16 protein-coding genes are annotated in these 13,769 nt (G+C 62.8%); 11 read left to right on the top strand and 5 right to left on the bottom strand.

Annotated elements, in window-relative coordinates; all coding sequences use genetic code 11:
• Positions 1–13 precede the first annotated feature (13 nt).
• Both AC3WVQ_RS04510 and AC3WVQ_RS04505 read right to left on the bottom strand, forming a co-directional pair.
• Positions 14–907, bottom strand: a complete 894-nt coding sequence (locus AC3WVQ_RS04510; protein ID WP_090294583.1) for a cation diffusion facilitator family transporter — start codon at positions 905–907, stop codon at positions 14–16.
• A 32-nt stretch (positions 908–939) separates the two neighbouring features.
• Entirely contained in the window at positions 940–3,075 is a 2,136-nt protein-coding gene (locus AC3WVQ_RS04505; RefSeq protein WP_090294584.1) for a molybdopterin-containing oxidoreductase family protein, read from the bottom strand.
• A gap of 69 nt (positions 3,076–3,144) precedes the next feature.
• Here AC3WVQ_RS04505 and AC3WVQ_RS04500 point away from each other — a divergent pair, with 69 nt between their 5' ends.
• From AC3WVQ_RS04500 to AC3WVQ_RS04485, 4 genes are all read left to right on the top strand, one after another.
• The gene (locus AC3WVQ_RS04500) at positions 3,145–4,014 is read left to right on the top strand and encodes a 23S rRNA (adenine(2030)-N(6))-methyltransferase RlmJ (RefSeq protein WP_090294586.1); all 870 of its coding nucleotides are present in this window, start codon (positions 3,145–3,147) and stop codon (positions 4,012–4,014) included.
• 51 nt (positions 4,015–4,065) lie between these two features.
• Complete coding sequence (locus AC3WVQ_RS04495) at positions 4,066–4,506, top strand: hypothetical protein (RefSeq protein WP_034803848.1); 441 nt, start codon at positions 4,066–4,068, stop codon at positions 4,504–4,506.
• Between the two features lie 2 nt (positions 4,507–4,508).
• Positions 4,509–5,225: a ribonuclease T2 family protein gene (locus AC3WVQ_RS04490; RefSeq protein WP_090294587.1), complete on the top strand. Its 717-nt coding sequence runs from the start codon at positions 4,509–4,511 to the stop codon at positions 5,223–5,225.
• A gap of 61 nt (positions 5,226–5,286) precedes the next feature.
• On the top strand, positions 5,287–5,877 hold the full coding sequence (locus tag AC3WVQ_RS04485) for a glutathione S-transferase (protein ID WP_492382606.1): 591 nt from the start codon (positions 5,287–5,289) through the stop codon (positions 5,875–5,877).
• A 60-nt stretch (positions 5,878–5,937) separates the two neighbouring features.
• Here the strand turns inward: AC3WVQ_RS04485 and AC3WVQ_RS04480 are convergent, their stop codons facing one another.
• Positions 5,938–6,576, bottom strand: coding sequence for an outer membrane protein (locus AC3WVQ_RS04480; protein WP_060522140.1), 639 nt, complete (start codon positions 6,574–6,576; stop codon positions 5,938–5,940).
• A 368-nt stretch (positions 6,577–6,944) separates the two neighbouring features.
• Here AC3WVQ_RS04480 and AC3WVQ_RS04475 point away from each other — a divergent pair, with 368 nt between their 5' ends.
• The 5 genes from AC3WVQ_RS04475 (at position 6,945) to AC3WVQ_RS04455 (ending at position 11,173) form a co-directional block, all read left to right on the top strand.
• Positions 6,945–7,709: an SDR family oxidoreductase gene (locus tag AC3WVQ_RS04475; protein ID WP_060522139.1), complete on the top strand. Its 765-nt coding sequence runs from the start codon at positions 6,945–6,947 to the stop codon at positions 7,707–7,709.
• Positions 7,706–9,730 (top strand): excinuclease ABC subunit UvrC, encoded by a 2,025-nt coding sequence (gene uvrC / locus AC3WVQ_RS04470; protein ID WP_089043939.1) that lies wholly within the window; start codon positions 7,706–7,708, stop codon positions 9,728–9,730. The genes AC3WVQ_RS04475 and uvrC overlap by 4 nt, the downstream gene beginning before the upstream one ends.
• Before the next feature lie 129 nt (positions 9,731–9,859).
• Entirely contained in the window at positions 9,860–10,447 is a 588-nt protein-coding gene (gene pgsA, locus AC3WVQ_RS04465) for a CDP-diacylglycerol--glycerol-3-phosphate 3-phosphatidyltransferase (RefSeq protein WP_034803862.1), read from the top strand.
• Positions 10,444–10,704 carry a molybdopterin converting factor subunit 1 gene (gene moaD / locus AC3WVQ_RS04460; protein WP_034803865.1) on the top strand — a complete coding sequence of 87 codons (261 nt, stop codon included), beginning with the start codon at positions 10,444–10,446 and terminating at the stop codon, positions 10,702–10,704. The genes pgsA and moaD overlap by 4 nt, the downstream gene beginning before the upstream one ends.
• Before the next feature lie 4 nt (positions 10,705–10,708).
• Positions 10,709–11,173 (top strand): molybdenum cofactor biosynthesis protein MoaE, encoded by a 465-nt coding sequence (locus AC3WVQ_RS04455; protein WP_034804281.1) that lies wholly within the window; start codon positions 10,709–10,711, stop codon positions 11,171–11,173.
• A 16-nt stretch (positions 11,174–11,189) separates the two neighbouring features.
• On the opposite strand, the gene AC3WVQ_RS04450 is transcribed toward AC3WVQ_RS04455, so the two are convergent.
• Positions 11,190–12,086 (bottom strand): branched-chain amino acid ABC transporter permease, encoded by an 897-nt coding sequence (locus tag AC3WVQ_RS04450; RefSeq protein WP_110818456.1) that lies wholly within the window; start codon positions 12,084–12,086, stop codon positions 11,190–11,192.
• A gap of 67 nt (positions 12,087–12,153) precedes the next feature.
• Between AC3WVQ_RS04450 and AC3WVQ_RS04445 the strand changes: the two genes are divergently transcribed.
• Positions 12,154–12,714, top strand: coding sequence for a CGNR zinc finger domain-containing protein (locus AC3WVQ_RS04445; protein WP_034803871.1), 561 nt, complete (start codon positions 12,154–12,156; stop codon positions 12,712–12,714).
• Positions 12,711–13,220: a hypothetical protein gene (locus tag AC3WVQ_RS04440; protein WP_492382605.1), complete on the top strand. Its 510-nt coding sequence runs from the start codon at positions 12,711–12,713 to the stop codon at positions 13,218–13,220. The genes AC3WVQ_RS04445 and AC3WVQ_RS04440 overlap by 4 nt, the downstream gene beginning before the upstream one ends.
• Before the next feature lie 91 nt (positions 13,221–13,311).
• Here AC3WVQ_RS04440 and ndk read toward each other — a convergent pair whose 3' ends face one another.
• The gene (ndk, locus tag AC3WVQ_RS04435) at positions 13,312–13,734 is read right to left on the bottom strand and encodes a nucleoside-diphosphate kinase (protein WP_034803877.1); all 423 of its coding nucleotides are present in this window, start codon (positions 13,732–13,734) and stop codon (positions 13,312–13,314) included.
• Between the last annotated feature and the right edge of the window lie 35 nt (positions 13,735–13,769).

Raw genomic sequence — 13,769 nt, 5'->3', positions numbered from 1 at the left:
GCCCTTTCAGCCATCAGTGGATATGTTCCGCTGCCGCGCGATCTTCCCGCTCCATCTGCAGCGTCGTGTGGTGCAGGTCGAACGTCGCGCGCAACTGCTCCTCGATTGCGCGGCGCACGGTCTCGGCATCGGCACCGTCGGCAAGTACCGCATGGGCGGTCAGCGACGGCTGGCTCTGGGTGATCGCCCAGAGGTGCAGGTCATGCACGGAGGCAACACCGGGAACGGCGGCAATCGTCGCGTGGACATCGGCGAGGCGCATGCCCGGCGGCACGCCTTCGAGCAGGATGTTGACGCACTCCTTCAGCAGCACCCAGGTGCGCGGAAAGACCATGAAGCCGATGCCGACAGCGAGCAGCGAATCCACCCACTGCCAGCCGGTCAACCAGATGACCACCGCGCCGACGATGACGGCGAGCGAGCCCAGCATGTCCGACCAGACTTCGAGATAGGCGCCCTTGACGTTGAGGCTTTCGTCCTTGTGGCTGGTGAGCAGCCGCATCGAGGCGAGATTGACGAGAAGGCCGACGACGGCAATCACCAGCATGCCGCCGGACTGGATCTCCTGCGGCTCGGACAACCGCTTCCAGGCCTCATAGAGGATGTAGAAGGCGACACCGAGCAGGAGCAGCGCGTTGAAGGCGGCAGCCAGGATCTCGAAGCGGGCGTAGCCATAGGTGCGCAAGAGGTCTGACGGGCGACGGCCGACATGGATCGCGACGAGCGCGATCGCAAGGGCCGCCGTGTCGGTCAGCATGTGCATGGCGTCGGATATCAGCGCCAGGCTGCCGGTCAGGATGCCGCCGACGACTTCGGCCAGCATGAAGCCGCCGGTCAGGCCAAGCGAGGCCCAGAGCCTTGAAACCGGCGTGCTCGTGACATCTGCATGGTGGTGGTCGCCGCTCATGGGAGGTTCCGTCTGCCGTTCTACAACCTGACTTAGCGCGCCAACCTTACCCAGACCCTGTTGTCGTGAAAGGCGGCACCACCATAGGGCGCCACCGCATCGGCGCCGGTGAGCACGTTGATGCCCTCCCCGTCGAGATGCGCGCCATTCGGCCACAGGCCCTCGGCGATGACGACGCCGCGACGGGCGCCGCCACCGATCTTCGCATGCAGACGCACCTCGCCGCGGACGTTGCCGAGTTGGACGACATCGCCATCGGCAATGCCGAGTTCTGCGGCATCTTCCGCATGAACCATCACTTCCGGGCGCACTTCCTTCTGGATCGAAGACGGTGTCTCGGCAAAGGTCGAATTCAGGAAGGATCGAGCCGGAGAGGTCGCCAGCCGGAACGGGTGCCCGGCGTCGGCAACCTCGATGAGGTCGACATGGTCAGGAAACTCTGGCAGCGACTGGTGCGGCCCCTGAATGCCCATCGACTTCGGCGGCCGGTTCGGCGCCGGCGTCCCCGTCCAATCCGCCTTGAAGCGGAACTTGCCGTCCGGGTGGCCAAAGCCGTTGAGATAGTGCGCCTCCTCGAAGGCGGGCTGACAGTCGAGCCACTTCTGGCCCTTCATCTCTTCGTAGCCGATGCCGTAGTTGGCGAGCAGCCGATCAATGTGCTCACGCTCGGTCAGGCCGAAGCCGGCATGATCGGCAACGCCAAGGCGCTTGGCCAGTTCCTCGATGACGAACAGATTGGTGCGCACGGTCGAGGGTGGTTCTACCACCTTAGGGCCGATCAGGATGTGCTGATGGCCGCCGCCGCGATAGAGATCGTCATGCTCCAGGAACATGGTGGCCGGAAGCACGATATCGGCAACAGCAGCCGTATCGGTCATGAACTGCTCGTGCACGGCAACAAAGAGGTCGTCGCGCAGGAAGCCGCGCTTCACCAGCCGCTGCTCCGGCGCGACGTTCACGGGATTGGTGTTCTGGATCAGCATCGCCGTCACCGGCCCGCGGTGGCGCAGCGCCTCGGCGTCGCCGGTCAGCACCCGGCCGATCTGCGACTGGTCGAGCATGCGCACATCCGGATCGTGAAAGGCCGAGCCGATCAACTCGCGCTTGTCGAGCTTGAAGATATCGTTGTTGGAGTGGAAGGCACCGCCGCCTTCGTGTTTCCAGGAGCCGAGCACGGTCGCCACGGATGCCGCCGCGTGTATGGCGACGGCACCGTTGCGCTGGCGCGTGAAACCGTAGCCGAGCCGGAAATAGGTCCGCGGCGTCGTGCCGACCAACTTTGCAAAGGCCTCGATTTCCTCGACCGAAAGGCCGGTGATCGCCGACGCCCATTCCGGCCCACGCGACTTCAGATGCGCTTCAAGGCCGGCCGGATCGTCGGCGAATTTCGCCATGTAGGCCCGGTCGGCGTAGCCGTCGCGAAACGCGATGTGCATCACGGCGCAGGCAAGTGCTGCGTCGGTGCCCGGCTTAAGCACCAGGCCCATGTCCGCTTGCTTGACCGTCGGGTTGTCGTAAATGTCGATGACGACGATCTTCGCGCCGCGATCCTTACGGGCTTTCACCGCATGGGTCATCACGTTGACCTGGGTCGCAACCGCATTCGTGCCCCAGATCACCACGCAATCGGCCTTGGCCATTTCGCGCGGGTCGGGGCCGCGCAAGGCGCCGGTCGCCATGCTCAAGCCGGTCCAGGCCATGTTGGTGCAGATCGAGCCGAAAAAGCCGGAATAGCGCTTGGCGTGACGCAGCCGGTCGATCGAGTCGCGCTGCACCTGGCCCATGGTGCCCGCATAGAAGTATGGCCACACGGTCTCGGCGCCATATTTCTGCTCGGCGCGAATGAACTGATCGGCGATCTCGTCGAGCGCGGCCTCCCAGCTCACCTCCTGCCAGCCGCCCTCGCCCTTGGCTCCCTTGCGGCGCTTCGGCACCATCAGACGGTCGGGATGATAGATGCGCTCGGAATACCGCGCCACCTTGGCGCAGATCACGCCGGCGGTGTAGGTATTGGCGGCTGCACCGCGCACACGGCCGATCCGCCCTTCGGCGGTCAGGTCGACTTCCAGGGCACAGGCCGAGGGACAATCGTGCGGACAGACCGAGTGGCCGATGGTTTTTTCTGCTTTGATGGGGGTCGCAACGTTCATGGCTTTTCTATATGGCATCGGCATTTCGGCTCAAAGAGCCAATCGCCCACCCATCGCAACTATTGATCACAGCCATCGGCGGCGCTCATGAACTATCGGCACATCTATCACGCAGGCAATTTTGCCGACGTCCTGAAGCACGCAGTGCTGGCGCGGCTCGTCACCTATCTCCAGCAGAAGGAGAAAGCGTTCCGCGTTCTCGATACCCATGCGGGCATCGGGCTCTACGATCTCTCCAGCGAGGAAGCGCAGAAGACCGGTGAATGGCGCGACGGCGTCGGCCGGCTGCTCGAGGGCGAACTGCCACCGGAGATCGCGGTGATCCTCACCCCCTACCTGTCCTCCATCCGCGCGCTGAACCCCGGCTCCGAGCTGACGCTTTACCCCGGCTCGCCGAAGCTCGCGCGCATGCTCTTCCGACCCCAGGACCGGCTTTCGGCGATGGAGCTGCATCCGGACGACTACGAAACGCTGCACCGGCTGTTCGACGCCGATTTCCAGAGCCGCGTCACCGAGCTCGACGGCTGGCTGGCGCTGGGCGCGCACCTGCCGCCGAAGGAAAAGCGCGGATTGATTCTCGTCGACCCACCCTTCGAAAAGGAGGGCGAATACGAACGGCTGGTGGATGGCCTTGCGCGCGGCTACCGCCGCTTTACCGGCGGCGTCTATTGCCTGTGGTATCCCCTGAAGCAGGGGGCGCCGATCAAAGCGTTTCATGAGGCGCTGAAGGCGCTGGACATCCCGAAGATGCTCTGCGCCGAACTGTCCGTCAGAAGCGACCGGGAAACCACAGGGCTTTCCGGTTCCGGCCTCATCATCGTAAACCCGCCCTTCACGCTGAAGAGCGAGCTCGACCTGCTGCTGCCGTTCCTGAAAAGCCGGTTGGGGCAGGATCGTTTCGCGTCCAGTCGCTGCTTCTGGCTGCGCGGGGAAGAACAGACAACCCGAGGGGCTTGACGGACGGGCGCGACGCACCGCAATCTCATGCGACGACATAGGGAGACGCCCATGACTCGCACGCTCGCCGCCACGCTTCTCATTTCGCTTTCCCTCGCCGGCGCTACGGCGCCGGGCGCCATTGCCGCCGACTACATCGGCAGCAGCCAGGCGCAATCCTACAACGCCGGGGTCTGCAGCGAATCCTCGGTTCTCGGCTTCATCACATCCCGTTTCGAGTATCGGGATGCAAATTACCTGCACGCCAATCTCTCGATCGCCGAGATCCGCGACATGGGGCAGAATCGGCAGGAGTTCCGCGACGAGACGCATCTCGTCGAGCGTGAATATTGCTACGGAACCGCTGTGATGACCAACGGCGAACAGCGTGCGCTCTATTACCTCATCGAACGCCCGTGGGGCTTTGCCGGCGTCGGCAGAAGCATCGAGTTCTGCGTCGGCGGCCTCGATCCCTGGTATGTCTACGGCGCCTATTGCGCTTCGCTCCGTTAATCATGAGATCATTCCGGAAAACGCGCCGGCTTCTGCCGGCGCTTTTCGTTGCAGCAGCCCTCATTGGCTGCAGCGATCAGAACACTGAAAAGGCGCCGACGGCGACGGGAACGCAAGCCACGAAGGCGGCCGTTACGGTGCCGGTCGGCAGCGTCTTCGATTTCTATGTGCTCTCGCTTTCCTGGTCGCCGACCTGGTGCGGCGACAATGACCCCAAGGGAAAATCCAGCCAGTGCGAAGTCGGCGGCAATCGCGGCCTGATCGTGCATGGCCTGTGGCCGCAGAACGAACGGGGTTATCCGGACTTCTGCCCGACACGCCAGTCCGATCGCGTGCCGTCGTCGCTCGGCAAGCAATATCTCGACCTCATTCCATCGATGGGCCTGATCGGCCACCAATGGCGCAAGCACGGGACCTGCTCCGGCCTCAGTCAGGAGGAATACTTCGCCGTCACGCGCGCGGCGTGGGACCGGCTGACGCTGCCATCGGAGCTCGCACCTCCCCCGCAAGAAAAGGGCCTGCGCGTCGCCGCCATCGAAGATGCGCTCGTTGCCAAGAATCCCGGCATGACGAAGGACGCGGTCGCCGTGACCTGCGAGGGTAGTCGGCTCGAGGAAATCCGGATCTGCTTCGACAAGTCGCTCAATTTCCGCGCCTGCCCGGCGGTCGATCGCCAGGCCTGCCGAAAGGAAAGCGTGTCGCTGCCCCCGGCGCTTTGACCAGCCGCAGAAGGCGCCTGTCAGAAACCCATCTCGCAATCCCTGGAAGGAAAGACGCCCGATGAAGATCTTGTACTCGCCCGCCTCGCCCTATTCGAACAAGGTGCGCATGGCGGCGCATTATGCGGGCTATGCGGCCGAAAGTGTCTTGACCGACACCAATGCCAACCCGCCGGAGCTGATCGACAACAATCCGCTCGGCAAGATCCCGACGCTGATTCTCGACGACGGACGGGCGCTCTACGACAGCCGTACCATCATGCATTTCATCGACCGGGAGACCAAGGGCAAGCTCTATCCCAGGAACGCCGAAAAGCGCACCGACGTCGAGTTGCTGGAAGCGCTATGCGACGGCGTCTGTGGCAGCCTGCTGTCGATCGTCTACGAGAAACGCTCCCATCCGCCGGAAAAGGTGCACCAGCCCTGGATCGACCGGCAATGGGAAAAGGTCGAGCGCAGCCTCGACCATCTGAATGCCAACCTGCCGAAGACCGGGGCCAAGCTCAATGCAGGCCATTTCGCACTCGCGGCGATGCTGCGCTACATCGAGTTGCGGTTTGCCGGCGAATGGCAGAAGGGGCGTGCCAAGCTGAAGAACTGGCCGGCGAAGTTCGAAAAACACTTCCCGGATTACCCCAAGTTCAAGGCCTAACGTGCAGACACAAAAAAGGCCGGGTCTCCCCGGCCTTTTCTTTGATCCGGCAGAAGCCGATCAGAACTTCACGCCCATACCGACTTTAACAGCATGCTCGTCGTAGCCGGACGAGACCTTGGTGCTGCCCATGCGGAAGTCCTTCGAACCGTAGTCCGTGTAACGGTACTCGACGCGTGCGGTGATGTTGTCGGTGACGAAGGTTTCAGCACCGACACCTGCGGTCCAGCCGACCATGGTGTTCTTGTCGGAAGCGCCGCCGACGGTGCCCTTGGTCTGGCCGACGGCAAGACCTGCGGTACCGTAGACGAGGACCGGGTTCAGATCGACACCGACGCGGCCGCGGAGCGAGCCGTTGACGCCCTGCTTCATGCGCAGGTTGCCCTTAGTCGAATCCTGGCCGGAGTAACCGATATCGGCTTCGCCGCCGTATACCATCTGGCCGTCCTGAACGTTGTAGCCACCATAGAGGCCGCCGCCGAAGCCGGCTGCGGTGTTGCTGCCGGTCGCATCGTGCTGGCCATGCTTCCAATCGGCGGTGCCACCGACATAGGCGCCGGACCAGTTCTTGACTGCCGGCTCGCTGTATTCGGCCTGCGGAGCTGCCGGAACTTCGTCGATCGCGTCTGCAGCCTGGGCGGCCTGGAAGGCGATGAGGGACACAGCCGAAGCCATGAGGGTGGTGGTGAGCGTACGCATATACATTCTCCTTTTCGTCCCGATGCGCCGAGGGCTTGGGGTCCCACAGTGAAACATCAGGCAACTCTTAATTTAACCCGCCCGGTTGAGCTGAAATTGGCCAGCAAATGCGGATTCACAAGAGCCAAAATGTGAAATTTTGGTGGCACAAACGCGCCCGAAGTTTGATGTTGCTTTGGCGCCACAGGAGATTTGTTAACCATAAATCAAGATTAACGAAAGCTATACTATGAGTACGCAAAATAATACAATTTACGCCAATTCCATTAATTTTTGGGCAAGGAATCGTCAGGGAGTGTTTCAGCCCCGCGTTTCTTCCCTATATCTTCGTCCGCTGACGCGAAGATTCGAAAAAGCGGGATAAAACGTTGAAGAAAGCACTGAAGGCGGCTCTCGTAACCGGGGGCGCCAAGAGGATCGGTAAAGCTATAGTGGAGGACCTGGCCGCCCACGGCTTTGCGGTCGCCATTCATGCCGATGCCTCGTTTGACGAAGCGCGGGCCCTGGCCGAAACCCTGAAGAAGACGGGAACGAATGCCGTCGCGATTCGAGCCGACCTTACGGATACGGGCGCGACATCGACACTGATCGAGCGCGCGACAGCAGCACTCGGGCCGATCGATCTGCTCGTCAACAATGCGTCGCTGTTCAAGAAGGATAGCCTCGATGCCTTCGACGAAGGGGTCTGGGACCAGCATTTCGCGCTGCATGTGAAAGCCCCTTCCCTGTTGGCACGCGATTTCGCCGCGCAACTGCCGGCCAACGCCAGCGGGCTTATCATCAATGTGATCGACCAGCGCGTCTGGGCTCCCAATCCGCGCTTTTATTCCTATATGTTGTCCAAGTCGGCGCTTTGGACGGCCACCCGGACGATGGCGCAGGCACTCGCCCCGCGCATCCGCGTCAACGGCATCGGCCCCGGACCGACGCTGCCGAACGAACGGCAGGACCCGAAGGATTTTGAGGCGCAGGTCGATGCGCTGATCTTGAAGCGCGGGCCGACGCTCGACGAATTTGGACGGACGATCCGCTTCCTGTTCGACACGCCGTCGATTACCGGACAGATGATTGCGCTGGACGGGGGCCAGCACCTCGCCTGGGAAACGCCCGACATCAGGGAGATAGTGGAATGAATGGACGCGTGCCGGCCGACGGCGGCATCCTTTATGATGGCAGCGAAGCGGAAGACGACGACGACCTGATCGAAGTGTCTGACGTGAGCGGCGTTGCGCCCGTCGTCGAGTGGCACGAGAATCACTCGGAGACCGAGGGACTGAAGGGTGCGGAGCTGATCCAGGCCTTCGTCAAGCTGCTGCCGAATGGCCCCGGCGTCTATCGCATGTTCAACGAGGCCGGCGACGTTCTCTATGTCGGCAAGGCGCGCAGCCTGAAGAAGCGCGTCAGCAATTATGCCCAGGGGCGCGGTCATTCCAACCGCATCGCCCGCATGGTGCGCGAGACCGCGAACATGGAGTTCGTGACGACGCGCACCGAGATCGAGGCGCTGCTGCTCGAAGCGAACCTGATCAAGCGCCTGAGGCCCCGCTTCAACGTGCTTTTGCGCGACGACAAGTCGTTTCCCTATATTCTGGTGACCGGCGACAGCCGCGCGCCGGCACTCTACAAGCATCGCGGCGCACGCAGCCGCAAGGGCGACTTTTTCGGTCCCTTCGCGTCCGCCGGCGCGGTCGGCCGCACGATCAATTCGTTGCAGCGCGCCTTTTTGCTTCGGACCTGCACCGACAGCGTCTTCGAGACGCGCACGCGCCCCTGCCTGCTCTACCAGATCAAGCGCTGTTCGGCGCCCTGCACCGGCGAAATAAGCGATCAAGGCTATGCGGAACTCGTTCAGGAGGCCAAGGACTTCCTCTCGGGCAAGAGCCAAGCGGTGAAGGCGACGATCGCTGCCGCCATGGGCGAGGCAGCCGAGAACCTCGACTTCGAAAGGGCAGCGCTTTACCGCGACCGCCTCGCCGCACTCAGCCACGTCCAGAGCCACCAGGGCATCAACCCCTCTGGCGTCGAGGAAGCCGACGTCTTTGCGATCCACCACGAGGGTGGCATCTCCTGCATCCAGGTGTTCTTCTTCCGCACCGGGCAGAACTGGGGCAACCGCGCCTATTTCCCGAAGGCCGACCCGTCGCTGCCGACGGCCGAGGTGCTCTCGCAATTCCTCGCACAGTTCTACGACGACAAGCCCTGTCCGCGGCAGATCCTGCTTTGCGAAGCGGTGGAAGAGCAGGAACTGCTCGGCCAGGCGCTCAGCGAAAAATCCGGATACAAGGTCGCGATCCAGGTGCCGCAGCGCGGCGAAAAGAAGGATCTCGTCGATCACGCGCTCGCCAATGCGCGCGAGGCGCACGGCCGCAAGCTGGCGGAAACAGCCTCCCAGTCACGCCTGCTCGAAGGCTTCTCGGAAACCTTCAAGCTGGAGCGCACGCCGCGCCGCATCGAGATCTACGACAACTCGCACATCATGGGCACCAATGCCGTCGGCGGCATGGTGGTGGCGGGGCCAGAAGGCTTCGTCAAAGGCCAGTACCGCAAGTTCAACATCAAATCGACCGACATCACCCCGGGCGACGACTTCGGTATGATGCGCGAAGTGATGACGCGGCGGTTCTCGCGGCTGCTGAAGGAAGAGGGCAAACCGGACCGGAGCGTGGAGGTCGGTGACGATGCCGCTTTCCCCGCCTGGCCGGACGTCATTCTCATCGACGGCGGCCAGGGACAGATGACCGCAGTGCGCGCCATCCTCAAGGAGCTCGATGTCGAGGACTGCGTGACGGCGATCGGCGTCGCCAAGGGCGTCGATCGCGACGCCGGCCGCGAACGCTTCTTCGCGCTCGGTCGCGACAGCTTCACGCTGCCGCCGCGCGATCCGGTGCTCTATTTCATCCAGCGGCTGCGCGACGAGGCGCACCGTTTCGCGATCGGCTCGCATCGGGCTCGCCGCAAAAAGGAGATGGTCAAGAACCCGCTCGACGAGATCGCCGGCATCGGGCCGACGCGCAAGCGCGCGCTGCTCACGCATTTCGGCACCGCCAAAGCCGTCTCGCGCGCCGGCATCAACGACCTGATGGCCGTCGCCGGGATTTCCGAAACGGTGGCGCGGCTGGTCTACGAACATTTCCACGACGATGCCGGGAAATGAAAACCTGATGTCACAATTCACCCGGCGTTCACATGCGATAGGGCAAATATGACAGTTGACGACGATGACCTGTTGACCTCCGGCCAGCAAAGTCATTTCTGTACCTGACGAACCAGAGAACACGAATCCATGCCCACGCCCGTCGCCTACAGCATCCCGAACCTGCTCACCTATTTCCGCATCCTGATCGTGCCGCTGATCGTCCTTTGCTTCTTCGTCGAAGGACGGCTGCACAGTTCGGACTTCGCGCGCTGGACGGCAGTGGCGCTTTTTGCCGTTGCCTCAATCACCGATTTCTTCGACGGCTATCTCGCACGCATCTGGAAGCAGACATCGAACATCGGCAAGATGCTCGATCCGATCGCCGACAAGCTGCTGGTCGCCTCCATCCTGCTGCTGGTCGCCGCCGACGGCACGATCGCCGGCTGGTCGATCTGGGCTGCGATCATCATTCTGTGCCGTGAAATCCTGGTCTCGGGCCTGCGCGAATATCTGGCGGCGCTGAAGGTCAGCGTTCCCGTTACCCGCATCGCCAAGTGGAAGACGACGATCCAGATGGTCGCCATCGCCTTCCTGCTTGCCGGCCCGGCCGGCGACAAGATTTTGCCCTATACGACGGAAGCCGGTATCGTGCTCCTGTGGATTGCCGCCGCGATCACGCTCTATTCGGGCTACGATTACTTCCGCGCCGGCCTCAAGCACGTGGTCAACGAATGAGCACCGTCAACCTGGTCTATTTCTCATGGGTGCGCGAGCGTATCGGCAAGGGCGAGGAAACCCTCGACCTTCCCGCCGGTGTCGTCACCATTGCCGATCTGCTTCAGCACCTGAAGACGCTCGGCGAGGAATACGAGGCGGCGCTCGAACATGAAAACGTCATCCGCGCGGCCATCAACCAGGAACATGTCGACCACAAGGAGCCGATCGCCGGCGCCCGGGAGATCGCCCTGTTTCCGCCGATGACGGGTGGCTGAGGCCATGCGCGCGCCGGTGACCGTGCGCGTCCAGCGCGAGGATTTCGACCTCAATAGCGAGGTCGCCAAGCTTTCGGCCGGGCGTGCCGACATCGGCGCCATCACCACCTTTTCCGGGCTTTGCCGCGACGAGGCAGGCACGCTTGCCGCCCTCGAACTGGAACACTACCCCGGCATGGCCGAGGCGGAGATCGAACGCATCTGCCAGGAGGCGGTCGAGCGCTTCTCGCTCCAGGCGGCCACCGCCATCCACCGCTACGGCAAGATCCTTCCCGGCGAGAACATCGTGCTTGTCGTTGCCGCCTCGCGGCACCGGCAGGCCGCCTTCGACGGCGCCAACTTCATCATGGATTTCCTGAAGACATCGGCTCCCTTCTGGAAGAAGGAACATTTGGGCGACGGCACGACCGGCGGCTGGGTCAGCGCCAAGGATGCCGACGACACCGCACGGGACCGCTGGTCGAAGTAGCCGCCGTTCCTTGAGGTCAGGGAATGACCTTCTCCTTGCGCGTCACCGCCAGCACGATCACCAGAAATCCGAAGATCGCAAAGTCGCGCCAGAGGATCGGCCCATAGGCGCTCCATAGTGTTTCGAGCAGGCCGACCGCGGCAGCGCCGAGGGCTGCATAGAGCGGCGAGGCCTGGCCGCCGATGGCGGCGATGAACAGTACCTTGACGCCGAAAGTAAGCCCTGTGCCGAAATCCATGTTGCCGTAGTAGGACGCGGCGAGGATGCCGCAAAAGGCGGCAATCAGGGACGCCGCGCCATAGGCGGCGATGTAGACAGTGGCCGCGTCGACCCCGCAAAGCGCTGCAGCCCCCCGGTCTTCGGAGACGGCCCGCCAGAACCGCCCTGCCCGCGAATGGGTCAGGAACCAGTGCCCGGCCGCCACCAACGCCGCCATCAGCGCGGTATTGCCGAGTTGGATGACGGTCAACGTGACCGGGAAACGCGGATCATCCCAGAAGACGATGTTGGCATTGAGGAACGGCGGCAGCCACAGGCTGCGGGTCTCCGAGGCAAGCCGTGCCGTCTCCATCAGCACCAGCAGGCAGCCGAGCGAGGCGACGACGACGGTGTTGGCCGACGAGAAGGCCAACGGCCGCATGACATACCGCCCGGCGACGAGCCCGGCACCAACACTGAAAGTCAGGGCAGCCGCCGTACCGAGACCAAGGGCGGCCGGAAGCACCAGCCACAGCCGGTCCCAGCCGAAAGCAGCAAACAGCACAAAGATCTGGCCCGAGAAGGCAAAGAGCGCACCATAGGTGAGATCGGCCCGGCGGGTCACGGCAAAGGCGATCGCGTAGCCAAAGGCCAGCGCCGCGTAGAGCGCTGCGACGGGAACGGCATTGGCGAGCTGCTGCAGAAAATAGAGCATGGCGCATCCGGAGCGTGACAAGATCAATATAACTGGTAAAATCGATTTTGCCAGTTAGGATTTTTGCATGACCTTCACCTGGACAGCCCATCGATTTGCCGGCGGCGCCCTGGCACTGGATGTCGCCAATTCCATCGTCCTGCGTTTCGATCCCGAACGCCGGATCGACCGCTTCGCCGATGTCGTCGCACTCCATTCCTTTGCAGAAGCCGCCAACCGCTACAGCGCGGAGAGTGTACGCTTCGGCGCGCTTGCGCCTGTCGCCGCGGAGAACCGTGACCGGCTCTTGCAGTTGCGCGAAGCGACCGACCGGCATTTTCGCGCAGAGATCTCGGACACAGGCCGGCCGGAACTGTTGGCGGATCTGCTGGAAGCCATCGCCGGCGTCTTGCGCGGCTCGACGCACCAGGGCGGCCTGCTTTCGCTCGACACCGCAACGGCGCAATCGGCGCTCACGCTTGCCGCCAACCCCGAGCCCGATCGGCTGAAGATCTGCCCGAATTGCGGCTGGCTGTTTCTCGACCGCAGCCGCAACCGCAGCCGCACCTGGTGCGACATGGCCGTCTGCGGCAACCGCACCAAAGCCAAGCGCCACTATCACCGCAACAGGGAAGAAGCAGGCCCATGACAAGGACATTCGGGATCTTGGCCACACTTGCCATCGCACTTGCCGCTGCGGCATGTCAGCGCGAGAGCGGCCCGGATCCGCTGAAGCTGACGGGCAAGATGTTCGTCTTCAACTACCGCCTCGCCTATGCGACCTACATGGTCACGCTGACCAAGGCCGAGGCGGTGCCCGACGGCAGCATCTTGGTGGCGCGCTTCGAAAATCCGGCCGGCGGCGACGCGCTGACACTGGAGCGCAAGCTCTTTCCGAAGTTGGAGAAGGTGGTGCTGGAAAGCCCCGATGTCACCTGCGTGAAGAAGGATCGCCCCTATACGGTGTCGATCGAGGTCAAAGGCCCCGAAGGCCAGTCACTGCAGAAGCTTGAGACCACCGTCGTCTCCGATGTCGATCAGGACATCATGCCGGCCAAACCGCTGGTCGAGGGCCCGGCCTACGACAAGAACCCGGCGGTCTTCAGCGGCGGCAAGGCACCAGCCCATTTCGAGACCGCGAAGTGCCCCGTCTGAGAGACCGGGCAACAAAAAACCGGAGCGTTTCCGCTCCGGCTCAAATCCTGAGTCAATTCAAGCCGCTATGGCTCGAACCGAAGATTTTGAATCAGCCAACGATCTCGGTGCCCGAGAACCAGTAGGCGATTTCTTCAGCAGCGGTTTCCGGAGCATCCGAACCGTGAACCGAGTTTTCGCCGATCGAGAGAGCGTGAACCTTGCGGATCGTGCCTTCGTCAGCGTTTGCCGGGTTGGTGGCGCCCATGACTTCGCGGTTCTTGGCGATTGCGTTTTCGCCTTCGAGAACCTGAACGATGGTCGGGCCGGAGGACATGAACTCGACCAGTTCGCCGAAGAACGGACGCTCCTTGTGAACGGCGTAGAAGCCTTCGGCTTCGCGACGGCTCATCCAGACGCGCTTGGAAGCGACGACGCGCAGGCCGGCATCTTCGAGCATCTTGGTGATGGCGCCGGTCAGGTTGCGCTTGGTCGCGTCCGGCTTGATCATCGAGAAGGTACGTTCAATAGCCATTGGGTCAATCCCTTGTTTCTTGAGAAGTGGCGGTT

Source organism: Ensifer sp. EB106-05-01-XG146, assembly GCF_058791875.1.
This window is presented reverse-complemented; position numbering and strand designations above follow the sequence as displayed.

Bases quoted from the DNA above. Each gene is read 5' to 3' on its own strand.
- AC3WVQ_RS04510 (WP_090294583.1), bottom strand. From the start codon at position 907: ATGAGCGGCGACCACCACCATGCAGATGTCACGAGCACGCCGGTTTCA.
- AC3WVQ_RS04505 (WP_090294584.1), bottom strand. From the start codon at position 3,075: ATGCCATATAGAAAAGCCATGAACGTTGCGACCCCCATCAAAGCAGAA.
- AC3WVQ_RS04500 (WP_090294586.1), top strand. From the start codon at position 3,145: ATGAACTATCGGCACATCTATCACGCAGGCAATTTTGCCGACGTCCTG.
- AC3WVQ_RS04495 (WP_034803848.1), top strand. From the start codon at position 4,066: ATGACTCGCACGCTCGCCGCCACGCTTCTCATTTCGCTTTCCCTCGCC.
- AC3WVQ_RS04490 (WP_090294587.1), top strand. From the start codon at position 4,509: ATGAGATCATTCCGGAAAACGCGCCGGCTTCTGCCGGCGCTTTTCGTT.
- AC3WVQ_RS04485 (WP_492382606.1), top strand. From the start codon at position 5,287: ATGAAGATCTTGTACTCGCCCGCCTCGCCCTATTCGAACAAGGTGCGC.
- AC3WVQ_RS04480 (WP_060522140.1), bottom strand. From the start codon at position 6,576: ATGCGTACGCTCACCACCACCCTCATGGCTTCGGCTGTGTCCCTCATC.
- uvrC (WP_089043939.1), top strand. From the start codon at position 7,706: ATGAATGGACGCGTGCCGGCCGACGGCGGCATCCTTTATGATGGCAGC.
- pgsA (WP_034803862.1), top strand. From the start codon at position 9,860: ATGCCCACGCCCGTCGCCTACAGCATCCCGAACCTGCTCACCTATTTC.
- moaD (WP_034803865.1), top strand. From the start codon at position 10,444: ATGAGCACCGTCAACCTGGTCTATTTCTCATGGGTGCGCGAGCGTATC.
- AC3WVQ_RS04455 (WP_034804281.1), top strand. From the start codon at position 10,709: ATGCGCGCGCCGGTGACCGTGCGCGTCCAGCGCGAGGATTTCGACCTC.
- AC3WVQ_RS04450 (WP_110818456.1), bottom strand. From the start codon at position 12,086: ATGCTCTATTTTCTGCAGCAGCTCGCCAATGCCGTTCCCGTCGCAGCG.
- AC3WVQ_RS04445 (WP_034803871.1), top strand. From the start codon at position 12,154: ATGACCTTCACCTGGACAGCCCATCGATTTGCCGGCGGCGCCCTGGCA.
- AC3WVQ_RS04440 (WP_492382605.1), top strand. From the start codon at position 12,711: ATGACAAGGACATTCGGGATCTTGGCCACACTTGCCATCGCACTTGCC.
- ndk (WP_034803877.1), bottom strand. From the start codon at position 13,734: ATGGCTATTGAACGTACCTTCTCGATGATCAAGCCGGACGCGACCAAG.